The following is a 14,338-nucleotide window of genomic DNA, read 5'->3' as shown; positions in this document are numbered from 1 at the left end:
ATTAATATCACTAAGAGGGAATATTTAATAGATCCATTTGCATTGTCTTGTCGTAAAAAAGCATATGTAAAATAAACACAAAGCGATAACATGATCATTTTTTACGATGGCAATTGCCCACTGTGCAATGCAGAAATGCAACATTTAAAACGTGCCGATGTTGATCATAAAATTACACTAGAAGATTTAAATGCGGATGATTTTAGTGAACGTTTTCCTGCAATCGATAAACAAAATGCCATGGATTTATTGCACGCCCAAACTGATAAGGGGCAGATGATTTACGGCTTAGACGTCACTTATCAAGCTTGGCGCACCGTTGGCAAATACCGTTGGCTTAAAATAATTCGTTTGCCCGTAATTCGCTTTTTTGCCGATCATGCTTACACTTTTTTTGCAAAATACCGCCATCATATAAGCCGTTTTTTAATGCCCAATGCGCAGTGTAGTAATGGTCAATGCAATACCAAATCTAAAGGTGAAAAATGAAAACAGTGATTTTATTTGGCGCCAGTAGCGCCATTGCACAATCCTACGTAAGTCATTTAAATCAGCAAGCAGCACAATTTAATATAATTTGTGTCAGCTCATCGAATATTGAGCATAATGATGACAGGGTAACCTATTTCCACAGCGACTACTCGGCGCAAAGCCTAAATGAGCTAACCCAGTCGTTAAAGTCACAACAAATTGAGCTTGCTCAGGTAATAATATTTAATGGTCAATTACACAACGACCAGCACATGCCAGAAAAAAAGCTCGAAGAAATTAACAGTGATTATTTTATGCAGCTTTTGCACTCTAATACACTTGTCCCCCTGCTGTGTTTACAAAGTATAGTGCCTCTGCTTAATCACAAAACTCATTGCACAATTACTGCTTTAAGCGCTCGTGTAGGCAGTATTAACGACAATAAATTGGGTGGCTGGTATACCTATCGCGCATCCAAGTCTGCGCTGAACATGCTATTTAAAACAGCCGCCATTGAACTTGCTCGTCGCGCTAAAAATACCAAACTTGTTTTATTTCACCCAGGTACTACAGATACACAGCTCTCTAAGCCATTTCAAAAAAATGTGCCCGCAGGTAAACTGTTTACCCCTGACTTTGTTGCTCAGCAATTATTTAAATTTACTTACGAAAACCCACAGCTAGAACTCAACGGCGAACCTGCCTACCTAGATTGGCAAGGAAACACCATAAAATGGTAAGGAACAAACACATGCATTTTTCGAAAGACCGCATAGCCGCACTTGAAAAACATACCCGTACACACTTTATCAATTCACTTTCAGGGTTTAAAAGTGCAAACTTAATTGGCACACAAGACTTACAAGGTAATACCAATCTAGCCATTGTCAGTTCAGTTATTCATTTAGGCGCTCACCCACCGCTAGTGGGCATGATAATGCGCCCGCACAGCGTACCAAGGCATACATTCGAAAATATTATAGAAACAGGCGTTTATACTATTAACCAAGTAAATAGTGATATTTACCAGCAGGCACACCAAACATCGGCACGTTACGCTAAAGATGAGTCTGAATTTAATGCAACCGGTCTCAAAACAGAGTACTTAAACGACTTTAAAGCGCCTTTTGTTGCACAAAGCCGACTAAAATACGCAGTAAAATTTGTAGAGAATCAGCACTTAGCTGTTAATGGCACTGAGCTGGTTATTGGCGAAATAATGGATGTTTATGTAGATAAATCAGCACTCCAAAGTGATGGCTTTTTAGACTTACAAGCCATCAATACCGTTGCAGTAACCGGATTAGATAGCTACCACACGGCGAATAAGCTCAATCGTTTACCCTACGCGAAAAAATAGCCCAAGGTTATCAAGTCCTTGGGAATAAGGGACTTGATAACTCTCCCTATTTGTTCAATCCCTTGTTCACTAATCGCAATTAGTTTGAATTGAACGCATTTAGCCTACACACTATGCAAAATTTTGTAGGAGAAATATATGACCACAGTTGGTATTGGTACACACACACCCGAACAAGCACTTGCTAGTTTAAGCAATATGACCCACTCAGTAACGCCAATTCAGGCCGATGAGTATTTAGTGCGTATGGCCAAAGCGCAAGCTTATATGCAAGCTAATAATATTGATGCGATATATTTAAATGCAGGTACTAACTTAACGTATTTTACCGGTATGAAATGGTACGCCAGTGAACGACTAGTCGGCGCTATTTTACCCGCCATGGGTGAGGTGCAATACATTGCCCCCCATTTTGAAATTGGCTCTTTAGATGGCTTTAAAGTCATTGATGGCCCAATACACGGCTGGCAAGAACACGAGAACCCGTTTCAGCTATTCGTTAAAGTGCTTAAACAACTGAATATTAGTGACACCGCTACCGTGGGCATTGATGAAAGCGCACAGTTTTTTATTTTTGATGGCATCAATAAAGCCAGTTCAGGGTTAAAACTAGTTAACGCACAACCTGTAACCGCACATTGTAGAATGCATAAATCAGCCAATGAATTAGCATTAATGCAATGTGCCATGGATATGACTTTAGCGGTTCATCAGGCTACGGCGAGCATGCTTTATGAAGGAATTAGTACAGTAGAAGTCGAAGAATTTATAAAAAAAGCGCATCAAAAAGTAGGTGCTCCGGGAAATTACTTCTGTATTGTATTGTTTGGCCTTGCTACCTCATTCCCTCATGGTGTAAAAGATCCACAAATTTTGAAAAAAGGCGACATGGTCCTTATTGATACCGGATGCAAAGTACACGATTACTTGTCTGATATCACGCGTACCTACGTATTTGGTGAAGCAACCAGTCGCCAGCGCCTATTTTGGGATTTTGAAAAAGCAGCCCAGTTAGCAGCTTTCAATCAAGCCGCCATTGGCAAAACCTGTGAATCGGTTGACGAAGCAGCCCGCAGTTACTTAGCAGCTCAAGGCTTAGGCCCTGAATACCAAACACCAGGTTGCCCACACCGCACAGGCCATGGTATTGGCTTAGACATTCATGAATGGCCATACTTAGTGGGCGGCGATAAAACCCCGCTTGCCACAGGCATGTGTTTTAGTAACGAGCCAATGCTGGTTATTCCAGATGAGTTTGGTGTGAGATTAGAAGATCACTTCTATATGACAGATGACGGACCGCGTTGGTTTACCCAGCCAAGCCACAGCATTGACGACCCATTTGGTTTAAACAGCTAACCTGAAAACATTCAATAAAAGAGCAGCACTTTCGCTGCTCTTTTTATGTTCAATGATTGATAAACTAAACTTCATCTCAATATCCATTGTTATTAAAAAGCAATCCTTCAAGGATCCTTATGAAAAACTTAAAAATAGATATCGTCTCAGATGTAATGTGCCCATGGTGTATTATTGGGTATAAAAACTTAGAAGCCGCATTGGCAGAATTAAAAGACGAAATGAGTGCGGATATTACATGGACCCTTTTGAGCTTAATCCGGATATGCCACTTGAAGGGCAAGACTTAAACGAGCACTTGCAGCAAAAATACAGCTTAACCGAAGAAGAAAGCGCACGAAATCGTCAAAACATGGCGGATGCGGGTGAACGAGCTGGCTTTACCTTTAATTTTGACGGTAAACGCATCATGATCAACAGCTTTGATTTACATCGCTTGCTAATGTGGGCTCGTGAAGAAGGTAAGCAAACTGAGTTAAAACTGGCGTTTTTTGAGGCACACTTCACCGATTTAAAATATTTAAATCAAGAAGATGCATTACTGGATGTGGTAGAAAAAGTAAGCCTTAACAAAAACACAGCCAAGGAAATTTTACACTCAGATAAATACGTACAAGCGGTACGCCAAGAGCAAAATAACTTTAAACAAATGGGAATAACCTCAGTACCTACTTTCATTATAAATGATAAGTACGCGCTTACCGGTGGGCAACCGAGTGAATCGTTTATTCAAGCACTTAAGCAAATAAGTGAAGAAGAAGCCAAGCAGGAGCAATAATTTTTCGGGTTAGGCTGCATTTTGCGGCCTAACATTATTAATTTTTTAAGTTAAACACCTGTCTGTTGTTTAAATTAAGCCCGTCCTCAACATCATGATAATAGCGCTCATAAAGCGCGTTCAACTCACCGCTATCTGCTAACTTTGTTAAGCCTTGCTCTAATAACTCAATGATTGCTTTGTTATTTTCGTTTGCGTAAAAATAATAGTAATTATCGTATTGCAGCATAATATGTGGCTCAATAACAAAGTTATACTGAGGGTGTTTACGTATTTCGGCTTTTATTGCTGTAACTGAACGCGGAAAATAATCGCCAAGTCCTTCATCTAACGCTTTTAACATGCTTTCATAACTCAAATCACCATTAACTGTTAGACCATTGTTTTTTAAAACATAAAAGTCTGACCAACTTTGTTTTTGCAACGCAATAAATGGTTTTAGCTGTGCCAAGGTTTTGATCTCAGAAAATTCTTTTAACCGACTTTGTTTAACCATGAGCAAGCGCTTTGAATGCAGCCCATTGTAAATAGGATAACTTGTGTGTATTAAATTTCTTTGCTCTGCAAGGGCGCTTGGCATAGTTAACCAAGCTAAATCAACATCACCGTTACGTTTGAGCTCTTGCAAAATCCTTTTAGTATTCATTGGCTCAATGCTGTAGGCAATATTGAGCTTTACATTAACCTCTGCAAAGCTCTTTTCTAATAACGTTAAAATATAGTGGTTTTTTGGTATGTCTTGCGTGCTTGGTTTACCGAGCTTAAGGGTGAGCGTTTGCTCAGTGCTACTGGCAAAAAATGCCACTGCCATTAAAATCAAACTGCAGCATAAAATAATAAGCTTCATAGTTATTCCAAGTTGCTTTAGCATGTAACAAACTGAACAAATAATAAGTATAGCGGCAACTTAAAATTGCGTTAGTTTATGTGCGATAAAGTACCTTAATAACATGCCAACCAAATTTCGTTTTTACTAAATGCGGTTCTAAAATTGCACCACTAAAAGCCACCTTATCAAACTGCGGAACCATTTGGCCTCGTCTAAACTCACCTAAATCACCACCTTTTTTACCCGATGGACATGACGAATACTTTTTAGCTAAAGTTTGAAACTTTGCGCCTTTGCCTAATTGCTTGATGATGTCTTCTGCTATTTCTTTATGTTTTACTAAAATATGCAGTGCGTGCGCCGTATTTGCCATGTAAGTGCCTTTTTAATGCTAAAATTTAAACGCCGCGATTTTAGCACAGCCAATACATTCAGGCATCTATTAAAGCACTTATAAATAGTGGGCTTGGTCTTGTTTTGAAGGGATCCTGCAATAGTGATATTTACCAAATAAGGTATATCGATTTGATGCAATTTTATCATAAAGCCAATTGTTAAAACGATTTGGCAACACACTAAATATACCACTAAGTTTCCACGGATAGCCTAGCTGTTTAATCACCTCGAAAAATGCATGGCTTTGTATAAATGCTTGAGCGTTTTCAATATAAACCATAGAGGCAAAATCAGTTGTCGAATAGCCAAAGTGCATTAATATTTGCTGCCCTTTTGGTGATTGTACACTGCATAGTTTAAACATGGCCTGAGGGTCGTAAGCAATAATAAAATTACACCACGCACTACAAAGTTTGCACTGGGCGTCGAACAGTATAATTTTTTGGCTTTTTATTAGCGCGGCGGCATTAGTCATTAATTGCTTCCTCAAGCGAGGGCTTATTGTTGCACTGGTTTTTTTTGTAGCTTGCGCTGCAAAGTGCGTCTATGCATATTAAGCTGCCTTGCAGTCATTGATACATTACCGTTGTTGCTGTGCAATACATGTTGAATATGCTCCCATTCTAAGCGCTCGGGTGACATAACCTCTTCAGGAATTTCGGTTACTGTCGATACCGGCTCTACTTTTAGCGCTTTTAATAAGCTTGCCATATCGACAGGCTTAGTTAAATAGTCATTAGCGCCCAAGCGCATCGCCTCTACGGCTGTAGCTATACTTGCAAAGCCGGTAAGCAATACAATATGCGCCTTGGGTAACAAGTGTCGCAGCGGTGCAATAAGCGCCAGCCCATTTTCATCTGCTAACTTCATATCTAATAAAATACAATCAGGTTGCTGCTGGCGAGCCCTAAGTAAGGCCTCTGTTTGGTTATGTGCAACCTCACAGTTAAAGCTGTGTTTTGTTAAGCGCCTTACCAAAGTGGTAGCAAGGTTAATGTCATCTTCAATAATTAGCAACTTCATAGCGCCGACTCGGTTATTAATAGTGGCATTTGTATCTTGGCCACCGCTCCACCATCGGGGTGATTATAAACAGTTAACGAACCATTTAAACGCTCAAACGTGACATTTGATAGCATAACCGCTATTCCCATGCCTTGCTCGCTGGGCATGAGCTGCCCGCCTAACTCCGCTAACTCGGAGGATAAAAAACCAGCGCCAAAATCCCGAATAATTAACGCAATACTTTGCGCATCTGACTGTTGCCAACTCAACTCTAATTGCATTTGGCCTTTTTTTTCGTTAGCAAGCGCTGCATTTTGTAATAAGTTTAAAATAGCAGGTAGCAGCATGGCATCACTTTTTAATGTGGCTTTAGGCGCCTCATTAAGCCAGTTTATTTGTTGATTAGGGTATTGTAATAGCAACGTATCATGAATTTGATTTTGCAGCTGCTCTGCTTTTATAGGTATTTGCGTGTTTTTATCTCGTAGCTGCATAGAGAGCTTTCTAAAATCATTAAGCTGAGTGCGGCATTGCAGCAAGGGCGCTTGCATTTGCTGAATAATTTCATTGTTGGGATGCTCTTCTACAAGCTCTTCAAACAATAATTGTAAATTAGCAATAGGCGTTGCTAATTGATGAGTAATTTGCGCCGCTGCGCCATCGAGAGTAACCAGTTGTTCACTACGCAACTGTTTCTCTCTAACTTTAGCAATAGTGCGCTCACGTTGTTGTAAAGCACGGTTCATTGCACCAATAACCAACGCAATCACGCAGGCACTGATAACAAAATTAACCCACATGCCAATAAAGTGGCCACTCATGTTCATTTGGTGCATGCTATGCTCTGGCATTTTAATCAGTAGCATGCTGTAGGCAGCGATAGCCAGCACAGCAATATAGGCAAGCCCACGAGCGCTCAATGTAATTGCCGCTATCATAATAGGTAACAATAATAACGACACAAATGCGTTAGTTGCACCGCCACTTAAAGACAACAAAATAGTTAAAAAAAGTACGTCAGCGGTCAGTTGCATCAGCATGCCAACAGGCTTTGCTTGGCTAACATTTCTATAAGCAAAGATACTTGCTAACTGAAAAACCGCCTCAAGCGTAATAACGGCTAGCAACGGCATGAGCGCAATTTGATGCTCTAATAAAAAATAAACGCTTAACACTGCAATAAGCTGCACAGCAATGGCGCCACTGCGCAGCATTAATAACCGGCTAATAGCAGGATCGGTTTTAATTAACACAATAAGATTCACCTGATTGAATATACATTGCTTTGTTATCCATTATAAATAATGCTTTTTAAGTAATGATTTCATAATAAGCGCCTCATATTAGCTGCTCACTCAGCCGCACTCAAGCATATATGGTCAACAAAGTATTTGTATTCTATTAAGCTTAGAAAGCCTATGAGCTATTGTGTAAAACAGGCACAATCATTAAAAGCTTTTAATTAACACAATAAAAACAAGTCAATTACCTTTAAGCAAAAATGCAGCAAATAGTCCGTAAAATAGCAGTAATTACTAAGCAAACCATGCTATAAACTAGTGTTAACAGCTAATTTTTGATATAACGTCCTCATTAGACGAACACGTCATACCACTTTTAAGAGAACACACTATGCCTTACGCACATATCACTGGTTGGGGTAAATGCATTCCACCAGCAAGCATCAGCAACGACGAAATAAGCGAAATTGTAGATACCACCGATGAGTGGATCACCACACGCACAGGTATCAAGGCACGAAGAGTTAGCCATGTAAGTACTGCTGAACTTGCTAGTGTGGCTGCAAAACATGCCATTGCTTGTGCTGGCGTAGATGCAAAAGATATCGATTTAGTTATTTTAGCAACGTGCACCCCCTCAACGGTAGTTGCAAACACCGCCTCATTAGTACAAAAAAATATTGGTGCCACAGGCGCTGCAGCCATGGACACCAACGCGGCATGTTCTGGTTTCTTATATGCTTTACAAGCGGCGACAGCGCAAATTCAAGCCGGTATGATCAAAAAAGCCGTAGTTATTGCCGCTGAGCGCATGACGTGGTACGTAAACTGGGCACGACGCGATAGCGCAGTATTATTTGGTGATGGTGCCGGTGCCGTTGTGCTTGAAGCAGCAGAAACACCTGCAGGCTTATTAGGGACTAAAACCGGTTGTGACAGCGAAGATCGTGATATTTTACACATTACTAATTTTGGCAGTGATTTAAATAAATATGAGCCAATTGGTCCATCAGACCTTTTATTTGAAGGCCGTGAAATATTTAAACGTGCCGTTAAAGGCATGAGTGAAGCCTGTGACGACGTGCTTGAACAAGCCAATCTTAAGTTAGACGATATCGATGTACTAGTTCCGCATCAAGCCAATCTACGCATTATTCAAGCTATTCAAAATCGCTTAAAAGTGGATGACGAAAAAGTAATGGTCAATATTGGTGAATATGGCAACACCTCTGCTGCCACCATTGCAATTGCATTATGTGAAGCCGTTGAGCAAGGCTTAATTAAACCGCATGCAAATATTATGTCGGCGGCATTTGGAGCTGGCCTTACTTGGGCGGCAAGCTATATAAAATGGGGCGAGCGAGTAACGCCTATTGCACTTAGTGATGCTGAGCTTCCACCGTGTAATAAAACGGGTTTAGAGCTTGTTGCACCGGCTGTAAAAGCGTGTAAAGACGCAGAGCCTAGCTAAAAGCTAATATACAACCATGCACATGTATTGATAAACAGCGCACTGCTTTTAGTGCGCTTTTTGCTTTTTAAGGAAAATATATGCAACTACTAGGCATTCATCATGTAGCCATCATTTGTAGCAACTATCCACGCTCTAAACATTTTTATAGTGAAATATTAAAACTCACGATTATTAATGAGCATTATCGTGCACAGCGTCAGTCTTACAAACTCGATTTAGCTTTACCTGATGGAAGTCAGTTAGAATTATTTTCGTTTAATGATGCGCCAAGTAGACCAAGCTACCCCGAAGCTCAAGGACTTAGACATTTAGCATTTAAAGTTAGGTGTATTAATACTGCTAAACATTATTTAGAGTCACACAATGTCATCGTCGAAAATATTAGAGAAGATGAAATAACCGGCAAAAAATTCACCTTTTTTGCCGATCCAGATGGCTTACCCCTTGAGTTATATGCACTTTAACATCTAATAACTCAAGGTATATTTAATTTAGTTAAATCGATTTTGTAGGTAAGTAAATACTGCACGAATACCCAGTGCCTCACCTCCAGCTGGACGCCCAGGTAATGCACGTAAATTCCATGCCATTACGTCAAAGTGAACCCATGGTGTATTTGGCTCTACAAACTCTTTCAAATAAAGCGCAGCGGTTATTGCGCCACCAAATGGCGTACTTGCACAGTTAGCCATATCAGCCACATCGCTTTTCAAAAATGGTTTGTATTGCTCGAATAACGGCAATTGCCAAACAGGGTCGTTAACTTGCATGCCCGAGTCCATAATGGCATTTGCTACAGCGCGATCCGTTGAGAAAAAACCTGGTAGCTCTGTACCTAAAGCAACGCGGCACGCACCGGTTAATGTAGCAAAATCTATGATTAATTCAGGATCATCGTTTTGTGCTTCGCTTAAAGCATCACACAGAACTAATCGCCCTTCTGCATCGGTATTGTCTATTTCGACCATAATACCTTTACGGGTTTTTACTACATCGCCAGGGCGAAATGCATTACGCGAAACAGCATTTTCAACCGCAGGCACTAAAACACGAAGGCGGATTGGTAAGTTAGCGGCCATAATTAGCTGAGCCAGGGCAATAACATGCGCGGCCCCACCCATGTCTTTTTTCATGTTGCGCATGCCTGAACTGGGCTTTAAATCAAGTCCACCGGAATCAAAACACACGCCTTTACCGACTAACGTAATTTGTGGCGCATCGACTGCCCCCCATTTCAAGTCAAGTAATCGTGGTTTATTTTCACTCGCGCGCCCTACCATATGAATAGTTGGGTAATTTTGCTCTAATAACTCATCACCTATCCACTGCGAAAATTCACCGTCGAATGTATCTGCTAGGTCACTCATGACTTGTGATAAGTGCTGCGGCATCATATCGGCAGCTGGGGTATTAACTAAATCGCGTGCTAAATTAATGGCATCCGCTTGTTGTTTTACTTGTTCATATAATGTTTTATCAGCAATACCAAGCTGAGCTTTAGCGGTGGCTTTTTGTTTGTATTCACTAAACTCATAACCACCTAACACAAAGCCTAAAGCAAGTTGAGCAACTAAAGACTCATCACCTTGAATTTGATAACAACCCGCAGGTAATTTACTGGCAAGCTCGCCAGCAGCCCAAAAATCATCAGCGCTTTGCATTACACAAAATACCTGACTTAGCTCACCCGTTTCTGGATTTGGTACTAGTGCGAGTCCTGATTTTTCAAAATCTGTGTTTGCTAGCCAGCGCTGTACAAAACTCGGTTGCTGCGTAAGCCAATCGGTTAGTTCGTTTTTAACGATAAATGATAGAGGAATTCCTGAAGAGGTATGACGAAGTAAAGCACTCATTAAATGACTCACATAATAGAAAATGATGCCTTAGCATAACAATAAGCACTATTAAAAGGTATAGCTAATTATGTTCTGCTAGCTTACTTCTTCTTTGAGGGCGTTGAGTCTTGCTCTTGGTTTTGTTGAGCAATTTCTTGATCAATTTCTTTAATCGGCTTATTCATACTAAAAGAACTCGGCAATACATCAACCCCTACTAACTGACCTAGTTTAACAACCAGTGGAATAGTTAATGGTGCAAACGGTAATAACGCAAAAACGCCTAGCCCTAGTCCTTTTAATATATCAACAAACTGCTCGTTGGCGCGTTTTAGTTCTGCTTTATTTGTTTGCCCTTGGGTATAACGCCTATAAATTATTAGCATTTCTTTGGTTTCTTGCCTTTCTTGGGCAAGCGCAATTTTAAGCGCGACCATAGCACGACGAAAGCGTAGTTGTTGTCGCTTTTTACTTATTTTAGCAACCCGCCAGGGCGCACGATGGATAACTTTATATAATCGCATAGCCTGTATTCTCACACAGCGCTTTCAGTTCACAAAGAATAATTTACACGCTTTATTCAATCATTTATTCTTAATGTTCATTTTCCTCAGTTTTAATTAAAAACATGCAAAAAAACATACCCAACACTAAACCCGAAAGGCCAAAATCTGATGAGTGCTGCGGCGGCGGTAGTTGCTGTCCATGTGTATGGGATGAGTACAAAGAAAAACTTGCACAGTGGAAAAAACATCATGGTGAAAATATCAATAGCAAGTCAGTTTAATTCAATAATAGAAAGTAGCTAAAATAGCTTATTTAGTTAATAACTATATATCAATGCCTGCTTTTTCCCCCTTTCCCTGCCCTACTTATGATTAACTATGCATTATTTTTAGATAAATCATTTGTTTCAACTTGTTAAGTAGTGATTAATCACCCATTACCCTCTTTAGTTTTTTTATCTATAGTCTATTTCGAGGACTCACAGGAGGTGCGCTTAGTTTATTAAGCTTTTGAAACATCTCCATACGGAATTAATGGTGGCTTTTACTACGCTAAAGCAACCTATACTTTCTAACATGTGTTAATGATACTCAAAAGCGAAATGTGTGGTGCATTTCGCCTTTTTATTGGCCTCAAATAATAATCTTACTCTCGCTTATTTTGCTGTTTTAGGGTTATAGTTAATAAAAAGAATATTGTTTGGATTATGTTACTAAAAAAAGCGGATCATTTATTAGCACAAAACAAGCTTAGAGAAGCTGAGTTTCATTACAAAACGCTTTTACAAGCAGAGCCTGATAATGGTGATGCTCTGTTTGGCCTAGGTAAGGTGGCGCTGCGTTTAGAACAATTTGATGCCGCTGTCTATATACTACAACGAGCGTGTCAGCACCTCCCTTATTTACTAGAACCTTTGTATGCACTAAGTGATGCATTTAATGCGGTTAACTCCCCTGAAAATGCGCAAAAAGTACTCGAGTACGCAACCAGTATTGCCGCAGACAACCCAGATACCCATTATTATTTAGCTCAGCACTATTTAACCTTTGGCGAGCTCGATAAAGCACAGTCAACGCTTGAGGAAGCATTAAAGCTTGGAATAGCACCGGTTACGGCTTATGTTTTATTTGAATTGGTACAATTAGGACGTTTTAATAAAGCAAATAATTACATCGTTCAATTACACCATTTTTTAACTCAAACAAATAACCTACGCTTAAAAATGGTCTGCTACTATGCTTTAGCTAAAAGTTACGACAAGTTAGACGATACTGATCAAGCGTTTAACTATTTTGTGATTGCCAATCAGCAACAACACAAACTCAGTGAATTTAAAACTGAAGATTTAATTGGGTTTTATGATCAACTTATTGAATATAATAATGAAAGTGTGCTCAATTTTGCAAACCTAAATAAGCAGTATCCAGTTACGCCCGTGTTTATTATTGGTATGCCACGAAGCGGCTCAACCTTACTGGAGCAGATGTTAGCAGGACACAGTCAATGGGCAACGCTTGGAGAAGACACCAGTATTAGTAATAAGATAGTCGCTTTTTTAGAACAAAAAAAAGGGTTACGCTACCCTCAATGCTTAACTAAGCTAACAACGCCTTTAATTAACCAAGCCAGAGCCATGTATTTAGATACCTTAAGTTCTTCTGGGAGCAATTGCGCATTTGTGATCAATAAACTGCCTAGCAATTACCAAAACTTAGGGTTAATTTATATTTTATTCCCAGATGCTAAGTTTATTAACCTGAGTCGAAACTTTCATGCAACCGCATTTTCAGTGTTTACTAATTACTTTGCTGAAAACGAACCCTATTTTTGTGATTTAAATGAATTTACTTTGTACCATCAGCTTTATGAAAAATTGATGAGCCATTGGCAGCAATTTAACCGCTTAGCTATTTATAATTTAAGTTATGAGCAGTTAATTGAAAACCCTAAAGATCAATTAACCGCACTATTGAGTTTTACTGGCTGTGAATTTGAACAGACTTGTCTAGACTTTTACAAAAATAAAAGCGCCGTTACAACGCTCAGTAAACATGCGATTAGGCAGCCTGTAAATAACAAAAGCCTTGATAAATGGCAGCGTTATGAAGCCCCTTTACTTAGTCTGCTCTCGTTGCCTCAAACCAATTAAGCACATCCATAAACTGTTCTTGGCGTGCCTGTGGATGGGTAAGCATATTAATATGGTCGTAATCTACTTTGTGCCCAAAGCGGCGGCCATATATTTGCATTTTTTGCACCCCAGTACCTGACTCATCAATAAACTTTTGAATATCGATAGGCTGTGCCAATGCTTTATCTTTTACTGCCGCAATATGTAACGTTGGAGGAAGCGTGAGATTTGCTAATGTTTTAGCGTAATCAAAGCCATCATCACTGTCTATCCACGGATTTTTCTTAGCCCACTGCATGCTTTGATAATGCGACTTTTGAGTTTCATCATCACTGCCCCACTTTAAGCGTTTTGCTGGTAAATAACCGTGTTTTTTCGCCAATATTGGCGCCATAAAATACCAAATTAAATTAGCCTGAAATAACTTTTTAGGGTGGTTATTAAATAGCGAACGCTTTGAACCAAAATAGGCACACGCTTTTACATCGTTTATCAGCTCAGGAAAGCGAGCAAACACGCTATTAAGCAACACCCCACCCCAAGAATGAGCAACTAAAAAGTCAGGTTTTTTACTCTCTAACTGTTCAATTTTTTTAATAAATGCCGGAATATCTTCAACAATCGCCTCAGTTTGTCCATACCGTGCTTGCTTACAAATAGCTGGTTTACTTTCACCACGCCCGCGTAAATCAGCTACGTAGCAACAATACCCGTGTTCAGCTAAAAAAGGCGCTAACCCTTTATTGCTATGAGTGTAAAATATTTTGCCATTTTCTACCGCGCCATGAATTAATAGCACCACAGGCCCACTTGGCTTCTGGTTGGCGATACGGCGCAAATGCAGTGTTTGATGGTCACCTAATTTAATAAAAACAGACTCTTGAGTAACTGCCAAAGCGAATTCCTTATAATTGTTAACAACTCATCCTACCAGTAATACCTGGTAAGCCAA

Annotated in this window: 16 protein-coding genes and 1 pseudogene; 9 read left to right on the top strand and 8 right to left on the bottom strand. The window is 39.8% G+C overall.

The genetic code is table 11. The features are described 5' to 3' along the window. Positions 1-90 precede the first annotated feature (90 nt). From LOC50_RS16765 to LOC50_RS16745, 5 genes and pseudogenes are all read left to right on the top strand, one after another. A complete protein-coding gene (locus LOC50_RS16765; protein ID WP_214552664.1) occupies positions 91-489 on the top strand; it encodes a thiol-disulfide oxidoreductase DCC family protein in 399 nt (132 codons plus the stop codon). Then, complete coding sequence (locus LOC50_RS16760) at positions 486-1,211, top strand: SDR family NAD(P)-dependent oxidoreductase (RefSeq protein WP_036983872.1); 726 nt, start codon at positions 486-488, stop codon at positions 1,209-1,211. Before LOC50_RS16765 ends, LOC50_RS16760 begins: the two co-directional genes overlap by 4 nt. Positions 1,212-1,222: 11 nt before the next feature. Further along, entirely contained in the window at positions 1,223-1,831 is a 609-nt protein-coding gene (locus LOC50_RS16755; protein WP_214552665.1) for a flavin reductase family protein, read from the top strand. A gap of 138 nt (positions 1,832-1,969) precedes the next feature. Next, the gene (locus tag LOC50_RS16750; protein ID WP_250653998.1) at positions 1,970-3,190 is read left to right on the top strand and encodes a M24 family metallopeptidase; all 1,221 of its coding nucleotides are present in this window, start codon (positions 1,970-1,972) and stop codon (positions 3,188-3,190) included. Between the two features lie 119 nt (positions 3,191-3,309). Next, a pseudogene (locus LOC50_RS16745) lies at positions 3,310-3,968 on the top strand (DsbA family oxidoreductase). A gap of 37 nt (positions 3,969-4,005) precedes the next feature. Here the strand turns inward: LOC50_RS16745 and LOC50_RS16740 are convergent. The 5 genes from LOC50_RS16740 to LOC50_RS16720 all read right to left on the bottom strand — a co-directional run bounded on the left by LOC50_RS16740 (position 4,006) and on the right by LOC50_RS16720 (position 7,451). Continuing rightward, a complete protein-coding gene (locus LOC50_RS16740) occupies positions 4,006-4,815 on the bottom strand; it encodes a substrate-binding periplasmic protein (protein WP_248533468.1) in 810 nt (269 codons plus the stop codon). A gap of 76 nt (positions 4,816-4,891) precedes the next feature. Further along, positions 4,892-5,170 (bottom strand): peptidylprolyl isomerase PpiC, encoded by a 279-nt coding sequence (ppiC, locus tag LOC50_RS16735; protein ID WP_008464312.1) that lies wholly within the window; start codon positions 5,168-5,170, stop codon positions 4,892-4,894. Positions 5,171-5,248: 78 nt separating this feature from the next. Beyond that, positions 5,249-5,668, bottom strand: coding sequence for a thiol-disulfide oxidoreductase DCC family protein (locus tag LOC50_RS16730; protein WP_248533470.1), 420 nt, complete (start codon positions 5,666-5,668; stop codon positions 5,249-5,251). A 23-nt stretch (positions 5,669-5,691) separates the two neighbouring features. Then, on the bottom strand, positions 5,692-6,216 hold the full coding sequence (locus LOC50_RS16725; RefSeq protein ID WP_248533472.1) for a response regulator transcription factor: 525 nt from the start codon (positions 6,214-6,216) through the stop codon (positions 5,692-5,694). Beyond that, entirely contained in the window at positions 6,213-7,451 is a 1,239-nt protein-coding gene (locus LOC50_RS16720; protein ID WP_248533474.1) for a sensor histidine kinase, read from the bottom strand. Before LOC50_RS16720 ends, LOC50_RS16725 begins: the two co-directional genes overlap by 4 nt. A 379-nt stretch (positions 7,452-7,830) precedes the next feature. Between LOC50_RS16720 and LOC50_RS16715 the strand changes: the two genes are divergently transcribed. Further along, positions 7,831-8,910 (top strand): ketoacyl-ACP synthase III, encoded by a 1,080-nt coding sequence (locus LOC50_RS16715; protein ID WP_248474516.1) that lies wholly within the window; start codon positions 7,831-7,833, stop codon positions 8,908-8,910. Between the two features lie 80 nt (positions 8,911-8,990). Next, positions 8,991-9,377 carry an SMU1112c/YaeR family gloxylase I-like metalloprotein gene (gene gloA2, locus LOC50_RS16710; protein WP_248474517.1) on the top strand — a complete coding sequence of 129 codons (387 nt, stop codon included), beginning with the start codon at positions 8,991-8,993 and terminating at the stop codon, positions 9,375-9,377. Positions 9,378-9,404: 27 nt separating this feature from the next. Here gloA2 and LOC50_RS16705 read toward each other — a convergent pair whose 3' ends face one another. Beyond that, positions 9,405-10,766, bottom strand: coding sequence for a leucyl aminopeptidase family protein (locus tag LOC50_RS16705; RefSeq protein WP_069439004.1), 1,362 nt, complete (start codon positions 10,764-10,766; stop codon positions 9,405-9,407). An 83-nt stretch (positions 10,767-10,849) separates the two neighbouring features. Further along, positions 10,850-11,272 (bottom strand): hypothetical protein, encoded by a 423-nt coding sequence (locus LOC50_RS16700; protein WP_013463120.1) that lies wholly within the window; start codon positions 11,270-11,272, stop codon positions 10,850-10,852. A gap of 104 nt (positions 11,273-11,376) precedes the next feature. On the opposite strand from LOC50_RS16700, the gene LOC50_RS16695 reads away from it, so the two are divergent. After that, positions 11,377-11,535 carry an oxidoreductase-like domain-containing protein gene (locus tag LOC50_RS16695; protein WP_076921669.1) on the top strand — a complete coding sequence of 53 codons (159 nt, stop codon included), beginning with the start codon at positions 11,377-11,379 and terminating at the stop codon, positions 11,533-11,535. Between the two features lie 426 nt (positions 11,536-11,961). Next, the gene (locus tag LOC50_RS16690; RefSeq protein ID WP_214552671.1) at positions 11,962-13,404 is read left to right on the top strand and encodes a tetratricopeptide repeat-containing sulfotransferase family protein; all 1,443 of its coding nucleotides are present in this window, start codon (positions 11,962-11,964) and stop codon (positions 13,402-13,404) included. Here the strand turns inward: LOC50_RS16690 and LOC50_RS16685 are convergent. Beyond that, positions 13,373-14,281 carry an alpha/beta fold hydrolase gene (locus tag LOC50_RS16685; RefSeq protein ID WP_036983859.1) on the bottom strand — a complete coding sequence of 303 codons (909 nt, stop codon included), beginning with the start codon at positions 14,279-14,281 and terminating at the stop codon, positions 13,373-13,375. The two genes, LOC50_RS16690 and LOC50_RS16685, sit on opposite strands and share 32 nt — an antisense overlap. Positions 14,282-14,338: the final 57 nt, after the last annotated feature.

It is taken from the genome of Pseudoalteromonas sp. SCSIO 43095, assembly GCF_023650455.1.
Classification (GTDB): Bacteria; Pseudomonadota; Gammaproteobacteria; order Enterobacterales; family Alteromonadaceae; genus Pseudoalteromonas; species Pseudoalteromonas tetraodonis.
This window is presented reverse-complemented; position numbering and strand designations above follow the sequence as displayed.

Bases quoted from the DNA above. Each gene is read 5' to 3' on its own strand.
- LOC50_RS16765 (WP_214552664.1), top strand. From the start codon at position 91: ATGATCATTTTTTACGATGGCAATTGCCCACTGTGCAATGCAGAAATG.
- LOC50_RS16760 (WP_036983872.1), top strand. From the start codon at position 486: ATGAAAACAGTGATTTTATTTGGCGCCAGTAGCGCCATTGCACAATCC.
- LOC50_RS16755 (WP_214552665.1), top strand. From the start codon at position 1,223: ATGCATTTTTCGAAAGACCGCATAGCCGCACTTGAAAAACATACCCGT.
- LOC50_RS16750 (WP_250653998.1), top strand. From the start codon at position 1,970: ATGACCACAGTTGGTATTGGTACACACACACCCGAACAAGCACTTGCT.
- LOC50_RS16740 (WP_248533468.1), bottom strand. From the start codon at position 4,815: ATGAAGCTTATTATTTTATGCTGCAGTTTGATTTTAATGGCAGTGGCA.
- ppiC (WP_008464312.1), bottom strand. From the start codon at position 5,170: ATGGCAAATACGGCGCACGCACTGCATATTTTAGTAAAACATAAAGAA.
- LOC50_RS16730 (WP_248533470.1), bottom strand. From the start codon at position 5,668: ATGACTAATGCCGCCGCGCTAATAAAAAGCCAAAAAATTATACTGTTC.
- LOC50_RS16725 (WP_248533472.1), bottom strand. From the start codon at position 6,216: ATGAAGTTGCTAATTATTGAAGATGACATTAACCTTGCTACCACTTTG.
- LOC50_RS16715 (WP_248474516.1), top strand. From the start codon at position 7,831: ATGCCTTACGCACATATCACTGGTTGGGGTAAATGCATTCCACCAGCA.
- gloA2 (WP_248474517.1), top strand. From the start codon at position 8,991: ATGCAACTACTAGGCATTCATCATGTAGCCATCATTTGTAGCAACTAT.
- LOC50_RS16705 (WP_069439004.1), bottom strand. From the start codon at position 10,766: ATGAGTGCTTTACTTCGTCATACCTCTTCAGGAATTCCTCTATCATTT.
- LOC50_RS16700 (WP_013463120.1), bottom strand. From the start codon at position 11,272: ATGCGATTATATAAAGTTATCCATCGTGCGCCCTGGCGGGTTGCTAAA.
- LOC50_RS16695 (WP_076921669.1), top strand. From the start codon at position 11,377: ATGCAAAAAAACATACCCAACACTAAACCCGAAAGGCCAAAATCTGAT.
- LOC50_RS16690 (WP_214552671.1), top strand. From the start codon at position 11,962: ATGTTACTAAAAAAAGCGGATCATTTATTAGCACAAAACAAGCTTAGA.